The organism is Streptomyces sp. NPDC059718, from assembly GCF_042733315.1.
Lineage (GTDB): Bacteria > Actinomycetota > Actinomycetes > Streptomycetales > Streptomycetaceae > Actinacidiphila.
On the sequence record NZ_JBHWGA010000012.1, the window covers coordinates 75,101 to 90,185 of the forward strand.

The window sequence follows — 15,085 nt, forward strand, 5'->3', positions numbered from 1 at the left end:
GAGACGCGGCCACCCGGCTGCGCAGGGCGCCGGCCGGCCCGGGGCGGGTCCCCCGTCTCTCCCCTGACGCACCGGACCACTCCCGCGGTCCCGGCGCCCGAGGGTGAGGAGCGCCCGGCCGGCGGCTCCGGGAGGAGCGGACCGCGGGCCGGGCGCTGTACGCCCCGGGGAAGAGCCCGGGGTCAGGCCTTCGGCGTGAGCCGCACGGTCCGTCCCTCGCGGGCCGAGACGGCGGCCGCCTCGATGACCGTGAGCGCGTCGGCGGCCTCGCGGGCGGTGACCGGCGGCGCGGTGCCGTCCCGCAGGGCGGCGGCGACGGCGGCGTAGTACGCGGGGTAGTCGCCCGGCACGGTCGGCACGGGGCGCACCTCGTCGCCGGCGCCCAGCACGCCCCACTCGGCCTCCGGTTCGGTGCCCCACACGGCGCCGGGGGCGGGGCGGGCGCCGTCGCGCAGCGCGGCCTCCTGCGGGTCCAGGCCGTGCTTGACGTATCCGGCGGCGCTGCCGAGCACCCGGAAGCGGGGGCCGAGCTGGGCGGTGGTGGCGCTCATCCACAGGTGGGAGCGGACGCCCCCGGCGTGGGTGACGGCCACGAAGGCGTCGTCGTCCACCTGGGCGCCGGGCCGGCGCACGTCCAGCTCGCCGTACACGCAGACGGCGGGCCCGAAGAGGGTCAGCGCCTGGTCGACGAGGTGGCTGCCGAGGTCGTAGAGCAGGCCGCCGATCTCGGCGGGGTCGCCGGACTCGCGCCAGCCGCCCTTCAGGCTCGGCCGCCACCGCTCGAAGCGGGACTCGAAGCGCCGCACCTCGCCCAGTTCGCCGCGCTCCAGCAGCCCGCGCAGGGTGAGGAAGTCGTTGTCCCAGCGGCGGTTCTGGAAGACCGAGAGCAGCAGGCCGCGCTCGTCGGCGAGGTCCGCGAGGGCGTGCGCCTCGGCCGCGGTGCCGGCGACCGGCTTGTCGACGACGACTGCGAGTCCGGCCTCCAGCGCGGCGGTCGCGAACGGGACGTGGGTCTTGTTCGGCGAGGCCAGGACGATCAGGTCGAGCTCGCCGGCGCGCTTCCACAGCTCGTCCGGGTGGCCGGCGATGCGGACGTCCGAATGCTCGGCGCGTGCCTGCGCCTGGCGCTCCGGGTTGCCGGTGACGACGGTGTCCAGGACGAGGCCGTCGGTGGTGGAGATCAGCGGGGCGTGGAAGACCGAGCCGGCCAGACCGTAGCCGACCAGCCCGACGCGAAGAGGTGCGGGAGCCATGGCACCACTTAAGCAACGCTGTTGCCAAAGTGCAAGCGAACCTGACAATGGAGATGTGAACAGGGGAATCTCCGGGGCCAACCTGCCCGCGCTGCGCAGCCACAACGCCGCCCTCGTCCTGGGCCTGCTGCGAACGGCGACCGTAGGCGAGGGCGCCGGCATCAGCCGCCTGGAACTGGCCGAGCGCACCGGGCTCACCCCCCAGGCCGTCAGCAAGATCACCGCACGGCTGCGGGCCGACGGGCTGGTCGACGAGGCGGGGCGCGGCGCCCCCACCGGCGGCAAGCCGCGCACCCTGCTGCGGCTGGCGCGCCGCGCCCGGTACGCCGTGGGGGTGCACCTGGACCGAGACGAGTTGACGGTGGTGCTCGCCGACCTGGCGGGCGGCGTGGTGGACGCCCGGACCGTCCCCCTGGACCTGCGCCGCCCGGCCGGGGAGGTGCTGGAGGCGGTGGCGGGACTGGTCCGGGAGACCGTCGGCGCCACGCCCGGCGCGGACGGGGCGGTGCTCGGCGCCGGGCTCGCCTGCCCGGGCCCGCTCGACCACACCGCGGGGATGCTGCACCGCGTCACGGGCCTGCCGGGATGGGACGGCTACCCGCTGCGCGACGCGCTGGCCGAACGCCTCGGGCTGCCCGTCGTGCTGGACAAGGACACCAACGCGGCGGCCCTCGCCGTGCTCCCGCCTGGCGGGGAGGGGGACCGGGACGGCACGGACGGTGCATACGGCGCGGGGGCGGGCCCCGGCGCCGGGGACTCGTTCGGCTATCTGCACCTGGGGACCGGCCTCGGCGCGGGCATCGTGCTCGACGGCACCCTGCACCGCGGCGCCCGCACCGGCGCGGGCGAGTTCGGCCACCAGGCGGTCGCCCTGGACGGCCCGGTGTGCGCCTGCGGCAACCGTGGCTGCCTGGAGGCGCTGTGCCTGGCCGCCGTCAGCCGCGGGGACTCGGCGCAGGCCGCGCGACTGCTCGGCGTCGGCGCCGCCAACCTGGTCTCCCTGCTGGACATCGACCGGGTCGTGCTCGGCGGCCGCACCGTGCTGGCGGACCCCGGGCTCTTCGCGCGCGAGGTGGCGGCCGCCATGGATCCGCGCACCCTGCGCGCGGCCGGCCGTACGGTGCCCGTCACCGTCGCCGCGGCCGGGCGGCGCGTGGTCGCCGAGGGGGCCGCGCTGCTGGCGCTGGCGCCGCTCTTCGGCCAGACGGCGGTCGGCTAGCCGTCCGTACGGGTGCGGGGGCGGGCCGTCACCGCGTCGCGCGGTGATATCAGCGGATGACCGTGAGAGCTTCGCTGCCCATGAGGTGGTGCAGCGCTCTGGCCGTCGCGGCGGCCACGGTCGTGGCGGCGGCCCCCCAGTCGGCCGCGGAGCCCTTCCCGGTCACCGCCCGGCTGCTGGGCGGCCCCCACACCTACACGGCGGGGGCCGGGCCCGAGGAGTTCCGGGTGGAACTGGAGAACACGTCGAGCGGGCCGCTGCGCGACGTGCACCCGGTCCTCGTCTTCGTCGACCGCGGACGGAAGCTGACGCCCGATCAGGTCCGCCTGGAGTACCGGGTGCCGGCCCCCGTCGCGGGAGCCGGGAGCGCACGGGACCGCTCGTGGCGGCCGGTGGCCGTCGAGCGCACGGACAACGACGAGAACATCGCCGTGGTGGGCGGCAAGGACGGGCCGGGCACCACGCTGCCGTCGCGCCGCAAGGTGGTGATCGCACTGCGGCTGCGCTTCACCGCGCCCACGCCCGCCGGACCGGTCACGGCGTCGGCCACGATCATGGAGCGCCGCGGCACGGACGGCGACTGGGTCGGGGAGTCCGCCGGCTACGACTTCGACGTCGTCCCCCACCGGGCCGCCACGGCCGGGCCGCAGTCCCCGCGCCCCGGCCGGCCCGGTGAGGAGGGGCAACCGGACGGCGGCGGAGGCGGGGACGGCGGCGAAGGCACCGGACCGGGTGACGGGCCGGGCACGCGCCCGGGCGGGTCCGCGGCACCGGATCCCTCCGTGGGCGCCGGGCCGGGCCCCGGTCCCGGCACCGGACCGGGTACGGGTCCCGGTACGGGATCCGGGCCGGCACCCGTACCGGGCAAGGGCGACGAGACCGCCCCGGGCAGCACACCGGGCACCCCACCGGGTCTCGCCGCCACGGGCGAACAGCACCGGGCGCCCGCGCTGATGCTCACAGGCGCCGGGGTGCTGATGGTCATGGGCGGTGCGGCCCTGCGGTTCAGCCGCCGAGGGTGAACCAGGTGCTGCGGGACTTCTGCCACTCGGGGTGGCTGAGGTCCTTGGCCTCCTTGCCGTCCCCGTAGAGGTCGGCGGCGCCGTTGTCGGTCATCAGCTGCGCCCGGGCACCGGCCGCGGTCAGGTCCGGGACGTCCACGACGGCCTCCCAGGCGCCCGGGTCGGAGGTGGGCAGGTCGAGCAGCTTGACGGGCGCGCTGCCGGCGTTGCCGTCCCAGGAGTAGAGGGCGTACGGGTCGCTGTTGTCGTCGGCGGCCCAGGAACCGGCCAGGATCAGGTACTGCCCCGCGGCGTTGCGGCGGATGTCACGGACGCTGAGGCCGCCGAGGTCGAGGGTGACCGGGGTGCCGAAGGTGGCGTGGACGGAGGTGTTGGGCTTGCCGCCGACCAGCTTGTCGAGGTTGGTGACCGGCACCAGCAGCGCCTTCCCGCCGGAGGCCGGGGGCACCAGCGGGGCCCGGAAGCCGATGTACGCGGTGCTGGTCGAGCCGGGGGCGAACTCCATGCCCTCGGCGTTGAAGCCGTCGATGGCCTTGGGTATCTCACCGGAGGCGGCGCCCGCGGCGAAGCCGTAGCGGTTGCCGCCCGCCTTGTCCCAGGCGATCAGGTCGGCGCGCAGGCCCTCGTAGTAGCCGGAGACGGTCAGCTGGGTGTCGGCGCCGCTGCCGGTGACGGTGGTGGCGAAGAGCGTGGAGCGGTCGGCCTTCACCTCGCCGTCCTTGTTGTTGCCCATGGATCCGGTCCAGTAGATGGTGTCGCCCGCCCGGGTGCCGGCCTCGATGTCGATCTCGGAGGAGGCGCCGGCCTTGGAGCCGATGTCCCAGGTGCGCACGGGGGCGCCGGAGCCGTCGCGCCGGTACAGCCGCAGCACGTTGCTCTCGTCGTCGGCGACGACCATGTAGCCGCCGCCGACGTCCACGGCGGCGGAGGCGTCGCTGGAGCCGGTGGTGTACCGGGTGTCGGCAGCGTGGGTGACGGCGGCTGAGGCGGCGAAGTGCAGCGTCTTGGTGGCGGTCTTGCCGCCGAGGCCGGTCACCTTGACCGTCAGGTCGGCGTAGCCGCGGGCACGGGGGGCGACCGCCAGGGTGCGGCTGCCGCCCGTGCCGGTGACGGTCACGTCGCCGGTGCCGGCGACCGAGGTCTTGGTGCTGGCGGAGGCGGCGACGGTGAGCGCCGAGGCGTCCGCGCCGCTCTGCGCGACGGTGACCGTGACGGTCGGGTCGGCGGTGGCACCGACCGCGCCGGAGAGGTAGGAGGCGGACAGGGAGATCGTCGGGGTGCCGTACGAGGCGGCGCCCGCCGGGGTGCCGAGGAGCGGCACCATCGTGGCGGCGAGCACGGTGGCGACCGCGCCGGGGACGAGGGTGGCCGTGCGGGTGCGGGACAGCATCGGTGGACGCCCTTCCAAGATCGCTGAGGAAATGCGGGGAGAGCCTGCTCCGCCGCCCCCAACTCCCGCCGCCCGGCGGATGATCATCCGGTGAACGTCCCGCGGCGCGGCGTCACCGTGCGGCCGCCCCGGATCGTGGAGGGTGCCACCGCCCCCGGCCGGTCGCGGCCGGGGGCGGTGCCGTCGTCAGCCGAGGTCAGATGAGGTCGACGAGGTCGACGAGGTCCGCGATGGAGTCCACGACGGTGGTCGGCCGGTAGGGGAAGCGGTCGATGTCGCCCGCCTTGGTCAGGCCGGTCAGCACCAGGAAGGTCTGCATCCCGGCCTCCAGGCCCGCCAGCACGTCGGTGTCCATGCGGTCGCCGATCATGGCGGAGGTCTCCGAGTGCGCGCCGATGGTGTTGAGGCCGGTCCGCATCATCAGCGGGTTCGGCTTGCCGACGAAGTACGGGTCCTTCCCCGTCGCCTTGGTGATCAGGGCGGCGACCGAGCCGGTGGCGGGCAGCGCCCCCTCGGGCGAGGGCCCGGTGTTGTCGGGGTTGGTCGCGATGAACCGGGACCCCGCGTTGATCAGGCGGATGGCCTTGGTGAGGGCCTCGAAGGAGTAGGTCCGCGTCTCGCCCAGGATCACGAAGTCGGGCTCGTGGTCGGTCAGCACGTAGCCCGCGTCGTGCAGGGCCGTGGTGAGGCCGGCCTCCCCGATGACGTACGCCGTCCCGCCGGGGTGCTGGGCGTCCAGGAAGCGGGCCGTGGCCAGCGCGGAGGTCCAGATGTTCTCGGCCGGCACGTCCAGGCCGATGCGGCTGAGCCGCGCCGCCAGGTCGCGGGGCGTGTAGATCGAGTTGTTGGTCAGGACGAGGAACGGGCGGCCCGAGTCCCGCAGCCGCTTGATAAAGGCGTCCGCGCCGGGCACCGGGATGCCCTCGTGCATCAGGACGCCGTCCATGTCGGTGAGCCAGGATTCGATGGGCTTGCGCGCTGTCATGGCTGCGGACTCTAGTCCGGCCGGGTGACCTGTGCACATGCGCGCGGCGTCCGCCCCTTGTCCCCGGTCCGGCCGACCCTTCGACCCGTCCGGACCACCACCGCATGCGAGGGCCCGCGCGGGAAGGGACCTTCGAAACACCGGGGCCGACCAATCCGACGACGTGAGCCCGGTTGAGTGGAGGTTGTGATCATGGGCTCTGTCATGGGAGCCGCCCGCGTTCCCTTGTGTGCCGCCGCGGCGGCGACGCTGATCGCGCTGTGCGGTCCCGCCGCCGTGGCCGACGACGGGCCGGACGACTCCAGCGGTACCTCGTTCCAGTTCGGCGGAGGCGGCGGAGGTGGCGGAGGCGGGGATGACGGGGACCAGGACGGCGGCAGCAACAACCCCCTCCTGCAGTTCGGCAACAAGGGCGACGACGACGGCCAGGACAACGGCCGGCAGAACACCAACACCAACAACAACAACGACGACGATGACGACGACAGTGGGCGTGGCAACGGCGACACCAACAGCGACAACGAGCACGAGGACTCCGGCCGTGACAACAGCGGCCGTGACAACTCCGGACAGGACGACGACGACCGCGAGAACGACAGCCCGGACAGCGGCCCGGACAACAACGGCGGCACCGGCGGCACCGGTGGGACCGGCGGAACCGGCGGAACCGGCGGCATCGGCGGGACCGGCGGCGTGGGCGGCGTGGGCGGTGTGGGCGGTGTCGGCGGTGTGGGCGGAACCGGCAGCGGCCCGGTGAGGATCACCCCCGGCACGGCCGGTCCCGGCGGCGACGTCGACGTCCGCACCGACCAGTGCGACCGCGCCAAGACCGGCACCGTCAGTTCCTCCGCGTTCGTCACCCCGGTCACCCTCGCCCCGGCCAGCGACGGCGGGATGTACGCCTCCGCCGTGGTCCGCTCCGGGCTGACCCCGGGCTCGTACCGGGTCTCCATCACCTGCGACGGCAAGTCCCACGAGGGCACGCTGGAGGTCACCGAGGCCGCCTCCGGCTTCCCGTCCGCTCCGGTCCCCGCGGGCGGCGGCGCCATGGCGGCGCACCAGGCCACGGCGGAGCAGCAGCAGCCGGCGGGCGTGCCCGGCATCGTGGCGGCCGGGGTCCTGGCCGTGGCAGGGGCAGCGGGACTGGCCGTGCACCGTCGCCGCACCCGGGACTGACCCGGTGCAGGGACGTACCGTCGCGACCCTCGCGACCGTCGTGGTGCTCGGCGCGGCATGGCTGAGGGGATACGTCCACCCGGGCCTGCCGGGCTCCGGGTCGGGCGCCCCCGCGACCGCCGCGACCGCGGACGCCGGAGCCGCGGGGCGGCCCGCCCAGGTCTACGCGGCGCACACGCCGCTGTCCCCGGCGCGCCCCCTGCGGATCGACATCCCCTCGGCCGGCATCCACGCCAAGCTGGTGGAGCGGGGGCTCACCGCCGACGGAGCGGTGGACCCGCCGCCGTTCACCACGCCGAACGTGGCCGGCTGGTACGGGCACGGCCCCGCCCCCGGGGACGCGGGGGCGGCGCTGATCGTCGGGCACGTCGACACCCGCACCAAGGCGGCGGTCTTCTACGCCCTGAGCACGGTCACCCAGGGCGACCTGGTGGAGGTCACCCGCTCGGACGGCTCGGTCGCCGAGTTCGCCGTCGAGGGCGTGGCGATCGTCGACAAGAGGGGCTTCCGCCCGGACCGGGTGTACGGCTCGGGGGTCCGCCCCGAACTGCGGCTGATCACCTGCGGCGGCACCTTCGACCACGCCACCCAGTCCTACTCGGCGAACGTCGTGGTGTACGCGGCGCTGACCGGCTCGCACACCCGGGCGTGACCGGTCCCGGCCCGACGGGGCGTCAGATGCCCAGGTCGCGGATGAGCTTGGCGACGTGGCCGGTGGCCTTGACGTTGTACCAGGCGTGCTCGACCTTGCCCTGCTCGTCGACGACGACGGTGGAGCGGATCACCCCGGTCACCACCTTGCCGTACAGCTTCTTCTCACCGAAGGCGCCGTACGCGCTCAGCACCGACTTGTCGGGATCGGCGAGCAGGGTGACCTTCAGGGACTCCTTCTCGCGGAACTTGGCCAGCTTCTCCGGCTTGTCGGGCGAGATCCCGATGACGTCGTAGCCGGCGCCCGCGAGCAGGTCGAGGTTGTCGGTGAAGTCGCAGGCCTGCTTGGTGCAACCGGGCGTGAGGGCGGCCGGGTAGAAGTACACGACGACCTTGCGGCCCGCGTGGCCGGCGAGGGAGACCTCGTTGCCGTCGGCGTCGGGAAGGGTGAAGGCGGGGGCGGTGTCGCCGGGCTGGAGGCGCTCGCTCATGGTGCAGTTCTCCGATTCGGGGTGCCGACGGGCATCGGCACGGACGGGCTGACAGACTGTCTGCACGGTACCGGTCGACAAGGACGATGGAGGCGGAGCAGTGTCGGATGGCAGGAGCCCTGCTCAGATCGAGGCGGACATCGCCCTCAAGCGGCAGGCGCTCGCCGCGACGCTGGACGAGATCGCGGTGCGGGTGCACCCCAGCACGATCGCGGCGGACGCCAAGGCGAAGGTCGCCTCCGCGGTGGACCGCACCGCGGGCCGCGCGTACGTGGCGGTCAACCGGGGCGTGACCGAGCTGCGGGGCCACTTCGTGGCGGAGGACGGCGCGCCGCGCGTGGAGCGCATCGTGCCGGTCGCGGTGGCGGCGGTGGCGCTGGTCGCCGTGGTGGCCGGGCTCTCACTGCGCCGGCGTCGCCGGTAACGTCGTACCTGTGAGTTCGAATACGCATGACAAGCTGCCCATCCGTATGCTGCACGACCGCGTGCTGGTGCGCTCCGACGTCCCCGAGGGTGAGCGGCGCTCCGGCGGCGGCATCCTGATCCCCGCCACGGCGGCCGTCGGCAAGCGGCTCGCCTGGGCCGAGGTGGTCGCGGTGGGACAGAACGTACGGACCGTGGAGGTCGGCGACCGGGTGCTCTTCGACCCGGAGGACCGGGCCGAGGTCGAGGTGCGCGGCACGGCGTACGTGCTGATGCGTGAGCGGGACCTGCACGCGGTGGCGGCGGAGCGGCTGCAGGGCTCGGAGGACTCCACCGGCCTATACCTCTGATTTGTTATCGTCGGGTTCGTCCCCTGACGAGACGCGCCGTACCAGGGCCCATGCAAAGACGACGCCCCCTGACCCCTTGAGGATCGTGGAGGTGCCCGTCATGGCATGGGTCCTGTTGTGTGCCGCCGGCCTGCTCGAGGTCGGCTGGTCGATCGGCATGAAGTACACCGACGGCTTCACCCGGCTGTGGCCCAGCCTCGGCACGGGGCTCGGCATCGTGGCGAGCATGCTGCTGCTGTCGTACGCGGCGAGGACGCTGCCGATCGGCACCGCCTACGGGGTGTGGGTCGGGATCGGGGCGGCCGGCGCGGCGGTGCTCGGCATCGTCGTGCTGGGTGAGCCGGCGACCGCCGCCCGGATCTTCTTCATCTGCCTGCTGCTGGTGTCCGTGGTCGGCCTGAAGGCGACCTCGGGGCACTGACCTGCGCTGACCCGGGCCCGCGCTGGGCCGCACCGGGCGCCGCCGGGGGAACCCCGGCGGCGCCCGCCCTGTGCCTACCCGAAGTCGTCCCCGCCGCCGGGGTCGCCGTCCAGGCCGCCGATGGGCAGTCCGCCGCCCTCGGTGCCGCCGTCCTCGCCGGGGCTGGCCGGGCCGCTGGGCTCGGTCGGCGCCTCACTGGTGGGCGGTTCCTCCGTGCCGGGCGGCTCGGAGGACTCCGGCGGGGCCGAGGTCGTCGGCGGGGCAGAAGTGGTGGGCGGGGCGGAGGTGGCCGGGGGGGCGGAGGTCGGCGGGGCCTGGGCACCGGGCTCCAGCCGCAGCTTGAAGTTCTTCGCCGGCTTCCCCTTCAGCGCGTCGGCCGTGTACTGGGCCCAGATCTGCGTGGGGAAGCCGCCGCCGTTGACACGGGGCAGTCCGGTGGTGCCGTACAGCTTCTTCTGCGCGCCGGTCTGGGAGTCCTGGCCCATCACGGCGACGACGGTGGCCAGGTCCGGGGTGTAGCCGGCGAACCAGGCGGCCCTGTCCTCCTCCGCCGTGCCGGTCTTGCCCGCGGCGGGCCGGCCCGCGGCCTGCGCCGCGGTGGCGGTGCCGCCCCGGACCACCGAACGCAGGATGGAGGTCGTGGTGTCGGCGGCCTCGCGGTGGACGGCCTGCGTGGGCCGGCGCGTGGGCAGCTGCACGTCGTGCCCGTTCTTGGTGATCTTCACCACCATGGTGTACGGGACGTAGCGGCCGTGGTTGGCGAGCGTCGCGTAGGTCTGCGCCATGTCCAGCGGGCTCGCCGTCATCGTGCCGAGCGCCATCGCCGGGGTGGTCACCAGCTTCACCTTCTCCGGCATGCCCAGCGCCCGCACCGTGTCGTTGACCTTGCCCGGGCCGACGTCCTGCGCCATCTGGGCGTAGACCGAGTTCACGGACTTGTCCATGGCGTTGGTGACGGTGATCGGCCCGTATGAGACGCCGTCCTCGTTCCCCGGGGCGTAACCGGTGGGGCCGTCCGGCCCGATGACCTCGCGCTTGTTCCGGCCGTCGTAGACGGTGTACGGGGTGATGCGCCGGCCGCTCTGGGTGGTGGAGTCGTTCTGGACGGCGGAGGCGAAGATGAACGGCTTGAAGGTGGAGCCCACCTGGTAGTCGGCGCGGGTCGCGTTGTTGACGAACTGCTTGGTGTAGTCGACGCCGCCGTACATCGCGACGACCTTGCCCGTGGCCGGGTCGATGGACGCGCCGCCGACCCGCACGAACTTGTCCACCGGGTGCTTCTTCGGGTCGAGCTTGTCCAGGAGTCGCTCTTCGGCCGCCTCGACGAAGGCCTTCTCCTTCTTGCGGTCGATGGTGGTGGTGATGCGGTGACCGCCGGAGCGCAACGTCTCCTCGTCCAGGATCCCGGCCCCGTACAGGTAGTCCTTGACGGCCTCGACCAGGTAGCCGCGCTGGCCGGACATCCCGGTGGCCGCCTTGGCCTTCTGCGGCGTCGGGAACTTCAGCCCGGCGCGCTCGCCCTCGCTCAGCCAGCCCTCCTTGACCATGCCCTCCAGCACGTAGTCCCAGCGCGCCTCCGCCTTGGCCTTGTTCTCCGGGTGGGCCACGATGTCGTACTCGCTGGGCGCGTTGAGCAGGGTCGCCAGGTAGGCGCCCTCGGCGGCGTCGAGTTGGTCGGCGTCCTTGCCGAAGTAGGCCTGGGCGGCGGCCTGGATGCCGTAGGCGTTGCGGCCGTAGTAGCTGGTGTTGAGGTAGCCCTCGAGGATCTCCTCCTTGGTCTTCTCGCGGTCCAGCTTGATCGCGATGAAGAACTCCTTGGCCTTGCGGACCGCCGTCTGCTCCTGGTTGAGGTAGTAGTTCTTGACGTACTGCTGGGTGATGGTCGAACCCGACTGCTTGCCCTTGCCGGTGACGGTGTTCCACGCGGCGCGCAGCATCGCCTTCGGACTGATCGCGGACTCGTGGTAGAAGTTGCGGTCCTCGGCGGCCAGGGTGGCGTGCTGGGCGACCTCGGACACCTGGTCCAGGCCCACGTTCTCGCGGTTGACCGCGCCGTCCCGGGCGAGCTGGGTGCCGTCGGAGTACAGGTAGACATTGCTCTGCGCGACCGCGCCCGCGTTCGCCTTGGGGATGTCGACCAGCTGGTAGCCGATGATGAACGCCCCCGCGCACGCCAGCACGACCAACAGGAACGCGCCGAGCACCGCGCGCCAGCTCGGGATCAGTCTGCGGGCACCGGTGCGCTTCGGCTTCTTGCCGGAGGGCGGGTTCTCCCAGCCGCCGGGGGAAGCGTTGCTGCTGCTCATGTCTGTACTGACTCCTCCGCGGCCGCCGAGGGTTGTGCCGCCGGCGGAACATCTTGGGTCAATCGTGCCGTACGGCCCGCCGGACACTCTCCCACCATCAGGGCAAATGGGGTCATCGCGGCGCATCCGTGACAAGCCTGTGACAGGCCGAAAGCGTGACGCCCACCACCCCGGCGGGTGAAACCCCCGTGGCACCCGGCGGTCACCGCGAGTAAGGTCGGGCGCTTGCGCGCGAACGGGTGGACCCGTTCCCCGCACCGGGAGGAGGGACCACGCAACGGTGCGCGACCGTGGCGGCGAGCGGCTTCCGGCGCCACGCCACCTACCGGGTGGCCACCGCGGCCCCGTCTTCGGCTCCATCACCGCATACACCTACCTCGCCCTCCGGCACGAACGCCCCCATCTGGGGGGCTACGACCGGTCCATGACGTTGACGTACCTCTGACCCGGCCAGGCGCTGTTCGCGACGTCCGCCCTCACCTGCGCCGCCCCGCCGCGAACGCCACCAGGTGCGCGCCGTGGACGGCATCTCCTTCGTACGACGGCGGGCTCGACGGGCTGCGCGCCGGGGAGAGCGAGCCGCACCCTCGTCGTCGACGCCGAACGGGAGCTGCCGCCCGTGCAACTGCCGGGCGCCTACTGCGAGCGCGTCGAAGGCCCCGGCAGTGGATCGCTTTCCCCGCGGCAGCCCGCCCGGGGCGGGTTGCCCGGCCGCGATCCGTCGCGTGCCCGGCAGGCTCGCTCCCCTCGGCGGCACACCGAACGGCCCCCGGCTGCCGTCGCCACCGCGGCGCGGCCGGTCAGCGCAGCGAGGCCAGCGCGGCGCGTACGCGCTCGACGGCGCCCGTCGTGGTCGACGCGTGGGCCGACAGCCGGACGGAGTCCGCCCGCACCGACGGGGTGACCCCGTGCGCGTGCAGCGCCTTGGCGATCCGGTCCGGGTCCACGTCCGGCAGCGCGAAGGACACGATGCCCGCCCGCTCGGCACGGGCCACCGGGGACAGCACCTGCCCACCGGCCGAGCGGACCACGTCGATCAGCTCGTCGACCCGGCGCGCGACGTGCGCCTCGACGGCGGCCACCCCCACGCCCTCGACCAGTTCCAGCGCCGCCGCGAAGGCCGCGGCCGTCACCGGGCTCAGATTGGTGATGCTCCAGCGCAGCGCGTCCGGCGCGACCGGGTGCTCGGTGTCGTCGAAGACGGCCACGTCCTCGACCCCGGTCCATCCCGTCAGCGTGGGCTCAAGCCGCTCCAGGGCCCGGTCCGACAGCGCCGCGAACCCGGTCGCCCAGCTGGCCCGCAGCCACTTCTGGCCGCCCGCCACGACCACGTCCGCCGCCTGCCACGGCTGCTCGACGACGCCGAACGCCTGCATCGCGTCCACCACGAGCAGCCGGTCGCCGATCACCTCGCGCAGCGCCGCGAGGTCGGCCCGGTAGCCGGTGCGGAAGTCCACGGCGCTGATCGAGACCGCCACCACGTCGTCCGTCAGCGCCTCGCGCACCGCGTCCGGGGTCGGCGCGCCGTCCAGCCAGCGCGGCACCGCCCGGCCCAGGGCGGCCGTGCGCCGCCACGGGTAGTGGTTGGCCGGGAAGTCGGCCGACGGCACCAGGACGGCGCCGCCGGGCACGCCGAAGGCGGCGTGGAAGATCCCGATGGAGGCGTTGGGCAGCAGCGCCACGTGCCCGGTGTCCGTACCCGCCAGCCGGGCCGCCGCGGCCCGGGCGCGCGGCTCGGCCCGCATCAGGTCGTTGACGGTGGTGTGGTCGGCCTCCGCGGAGGCCGCCAGCGCGGCCGCCGTGGCGTCGAGGACGTCCCGCGAGGGCGGGCCGTAGCGGGCGAAATCCAGGTAGCCCTCGGGCTCGCCGAAGTGCTCCGCGTAGCCGGGCAGACCGCCCGCGTGCTCCGTCATGGGTGTCGCCGTCCGTCCGTACTCGTCACACCTTGGCCGCCGCGCCGCCCTTGAGCAGCGACAACTCCACAGTTTCCGCCATGCGCAGGTAGCCGGCGTCACTGGGGTGCAGATGGTCGCCGGAGTCGTAGGCGGGCAGCAGGAAGGAGGGGCGGTTCGGGTCGCGCAGCGCCCGGTCGAAGTCGATCACCTCGTCGAAGACCGTGCCCGCCCGGATCGCGGCGTTCACCCGCTGCCGCACCGCCTCGGTGCGCGTGTTGAAGCCGGCGTGGCCGCCGCACGGGGTCAGCGTGGCACCCAGCACCCGCAGCCCGCGCTCATGACCGCGCGCCACGATCTCCCGCAGCCCGGAGAGGATCTCCTCCGCACCGGTCCGCTGCGGCGGTCGCAGGACGTCGTTGATGCCCAGCTCGACGACGAGCGTGCGGACGCCGGTCTGGGAGAGCGCGTCGCGGTCGAGGCGGCTCAGGCCGCTGGGATTGCCGCCGTCCCCGCCGTCGCGCAGCACCCGGTTCCCGCTGATCCCCTGGTTGAGCACGCCCAGCCGCAGCCCCCGGTCCCCGGAGCCGCGCAGCCGCGTCGCCAGGCGGTCCGGCCAGCGGTGGTTCGCGCCGGAGGTGGAGGTGATGCCGTCGGTGATCGAGTCGCCGAACAGCACCACCGAGCCGGCCGCCTGCCGCGTGAAGACGTCCACCCCCGTGACGTAGCGCCAGTAGGGGGTCAAGGTGGTGTACCCGGAGCCGTCGGTCCGCGCGGTGCGCTCACCGACCGCCATGAACGAGGTCTGCTGCGCCCGCGGGTGGTACGTCACCGGGCCCGAGGACTTCGGGGTGTACGTCGTGATCAGCAGGTCCGCCGCGTGGGGCACGGCCAGTTGGACGGGATCGCTGACGACCTCGCCGCCCGCGGGGATCCGCACCGACGTCCGCCCGCCGAAGGTCAGCGACCGCATCGTGCCGTCCGCCGCGGCCGGCGACCCCGGGGACGCCGCGACGGCGACCGTCGACCGGCCGATCAGCAGCGGCGACCGGCCGAAGAGGTTGGAGAGGTGGACGCGCGCCGAGGTGCCGCCGACACTGGTGTGCACGACGTTGCGGATCGACCACCCGGCGTAGCCGTCCGGCACGTTCGGCTCGCCCCCGGCGGGGGACGTCGACCAGGTGCCCACCCACGCACCGGACGCCGCGGGCGCGGCCTGGCCCGGAACACCCGGGAGTCCGGCCGCCACCATGGGCTGCCCGGAGCGGCCGGATCCGTCGGTACGGCTGACGGTGACGAAGATCGCGGCGGAGATGACCGCGACCAGCGCGACAATTCCGGCGAGCAGTGCATAACCCGTCGACCTGGCCATGCGGTGCTTCACTCCTGGGATCAAGGGCGGGAAACCGGCGCGATCCGCTGCCGCCATGATCCCATGGAGGCGTCGGGCCTGCCCGTCTGCATTGTCGGACGCCGGGAACTCGTCGTTCGTTCCACTCGAAGAGT

The 15,085-nt window shown here is 73.8% G+C and carries 14 protein-coding genes and 2 pseudogenes; 9 read left to right on the top strand and 7 right to left on the bottom strand.

All coding sequences use genetic code 11. The features are described from left to right. Positions 1–182: 182 nt before the first annotated feature. Complete coding sequence (locus ACFV3E_RS16025) at positions 183–1,253, bottom strand: Gfo/Idh/MocA family oxidoreductase (RefSeq protein ID WP_500535224.1); 1,071 nt, start codon at positions 1,251–1,253, stop codon at positions 183–185. Positions 1,254–1,308: 55 nt separating this feature from the next. Between ACFV3E_RS16025 and ACFV3E_RS16030 the strand changes: the two genes are divergently transcribed. Together ACFV3E_RS16030 and ACFV3E_RS16035 are read left to right on the top strand one after the other, a co-directional pair. Continuing rightward, positions 1,309–2,472 (top strand): ROK family transcriptional regulator, encoded by a 1,164-nt coding sequence (locus tag ACFV3E_RS16030; RefSeq protein WP_500535225.1) that lies wholly within the window; start codon positions 1,309–1,311, stop codon positions 2,470–2,472. A gap of 80 nt (positions 2,473–2,552) precedes the next feature. Beyond that, complete coding sequence (locus ACFV3E_RS16035) at positions 2,553–3,494, top strand: hypothetical protein (RefSeq protein WP_500535226.1); 942 nt, start codon at positions 2,553–2,555, stop codon at positions 3,492–3,494. Here ACFV3E_RS16035 and ACFV3E_RS16040 read toward each other — a convergent pair. After that, positions 3,478–4,884, bottom strand: a complete 1,407-nt coding sequence (locus ACFV3E_RS16040) for a hypothetical protein (protein ID WP_500535227.1) — start codon at positions 4,882–4,884, stop codon at positions 3,478–3,480. The genes ACFV3E_RS16035 and ACFV3E_RS16040 overlap by 17 nt on opposite strands. Before the next feature lie 196 nt (positions 4,885–5,080). Next, positions 5,081–5,869 (bottom strand): HAD-IIA family hydrolase, encoded by a 789-nt coding sequence (locus tag ACFV3E_RS16045; protein WP_500535228.1) that lies wholly within the window; start codon positions 5,867–5,869, stop codon positions 5,081–5,083. A 192-nt stretch (positions 5,870–6,061) separates the two neighbouring features. Here ACFV3E_RS16045 and ACFV3E_RS16050 point away from each other — a divergent pair, with 192 nt between their 5' ends. Next, positions 6,062–7,045 (top strand): hypothetical protein, encoded by a 984-nt coding sequence (locus tag ACFV3E_RS16050; RefSeq protein WP_500535229.1) that lies wholly within the window; start codon positions 6,062–6,064, stop codon positions 7,043–7,045. Between the two features lie 4 nt (positions 7,046–7,049). Beyond that, a complete protein-coding gene (locus ACFV3E_RS16055; RefSeq protein ID WP_500535230.1) occupies positions 7,050–7,697 on the top strand; it encodes a class F sortase in 648 nt (215 codons plus the stop codon). Between the two features lie 22 nt (positions 7,698–7,719). Here the strand turns inward: ACFV3E_RS16055 and bcp are convergent, their stop codons facing one another. Further along, entirely contained in the window at positions 7,720–8,187 is a 468-nt protein-coding gene (bcp, locus tag ACFV3E_RS16060) for a thioredoxin-dependent thiol peroxidase (protein WP_500369243.1), read from the bottom strand. A 100-nt stretch (positions 8,188–8,287) separates the two neighbouring features. On the opposite strand from bcp, the gene ACFV3E_RS16065 reads away from it, so the two are divergent. From ACFV3E_RS16065 to ACFV3E_RS16075, 3 genes are all read left to right on the top strand, one after another. Beyond that, positions 8,288–8,611 (top strand): DUF3618 domain-containing protein, encoded by a 324-nt coding sequence (locus tag ACFV3E_RS16065; RefSeq protein ID WP_361801395.1) that lies wholly within the window; start codon positions 8,288–8,290, stop codon positions 8,609–8,611. A 10-nt stretch (positions 8,612–8,621) separates the two neighbouring features. After that, positions 8,622–8,960 carry a GroES family chaperonin gene (locus tag ACFV3E_RS16070; RefSeq protein WP_026251892.1) on the top strand — a complete coding sequence of 113 codons (339 nt, stop codon included), beginning with the start codon at positions 8,622–8,624 and terminating at the stop codon, positions 8,958–8,960. A gap of 100 nt (positions 8,961–9,060) precedes the next feature. Further along, positions 9,061–9,381, top strand: coding sequence for a DMT family transporter (locus tag ACFV3E_RS16075; RefSeq protein ID WP_500369241.1), 321 nt, complete (start codon positions 9,061–9,063; stop codon positions 9,379–9,381). A 74-nt stretch (positions 9,382–9,455) separates the two neighbouring features. Here ACFV3E_RS16075 and ACFV3E_RS16080 read toward each other — a convergent pair whose 3' ends face one another. Continuing rightward, a complete protein-coding gene (locus ACFV3E_RS16080) occupies positions 9,456–11,687 on the bottom strand; it encodes a transglycosylase domain-containing protein (RefSeq protein ID WP_500535231.1) in 2,232 nt (743 codons plus the stop codon). Between the two features lie 239 nt (positions 11,688–11,926). Here ACFV3E_RS16080 and ACFV3E_RS16085 point away from each other — a divergent pair. After that, a pseudogene (locus ACFV3E_RS16085) lies at positions 11,927–12,129 on the top strand (hypothetical protein); the annotation flags it as partial. A 95-nt stretch (positions 12,130–12,224) separates the two neighbouring features. Further along, positions 12,225–12,377: pseudogene (locus ACFV3E_RS16090) on the top strand (methionine ABC transporter ATP-binding protein); the annotation flags it as partial. A gap of 110 nt (positions 12,378–12,487) precedes the next feature. Here ACFV3E_RS16090 and ACFV3E_RS16095 read toward each other — a convergent pair. Then, on the bottom strand, positions 12,488–13,600 hold the full coding sequence (locus tag ACFV3E_RS16095; RefSeq protein ID WP_500535232.1) for an aminotransferase class V-fold PLP-dependent enzyme: 1,113 nt from the start codon (positions 13,598–13,600) through the stop codon (positions 12,488–12,490). 25 nt (positions 13,601–13,625) lie between these two features. Continuing rightward, positions 13,626–14,951 (bottom strand): SGNH/GDSL hydrolase family protein, encoded by a 1,326-nt coding sequence (locus ACFV3E_RS16100; protein ID WP_500535233.1) that lies wholly within the window; start codon positions 14,949–14,951, stop codon positions 13,626–13,628. Between the last annotated feature and the right edge of the window lie 134 nt (positions 14,952–15,085).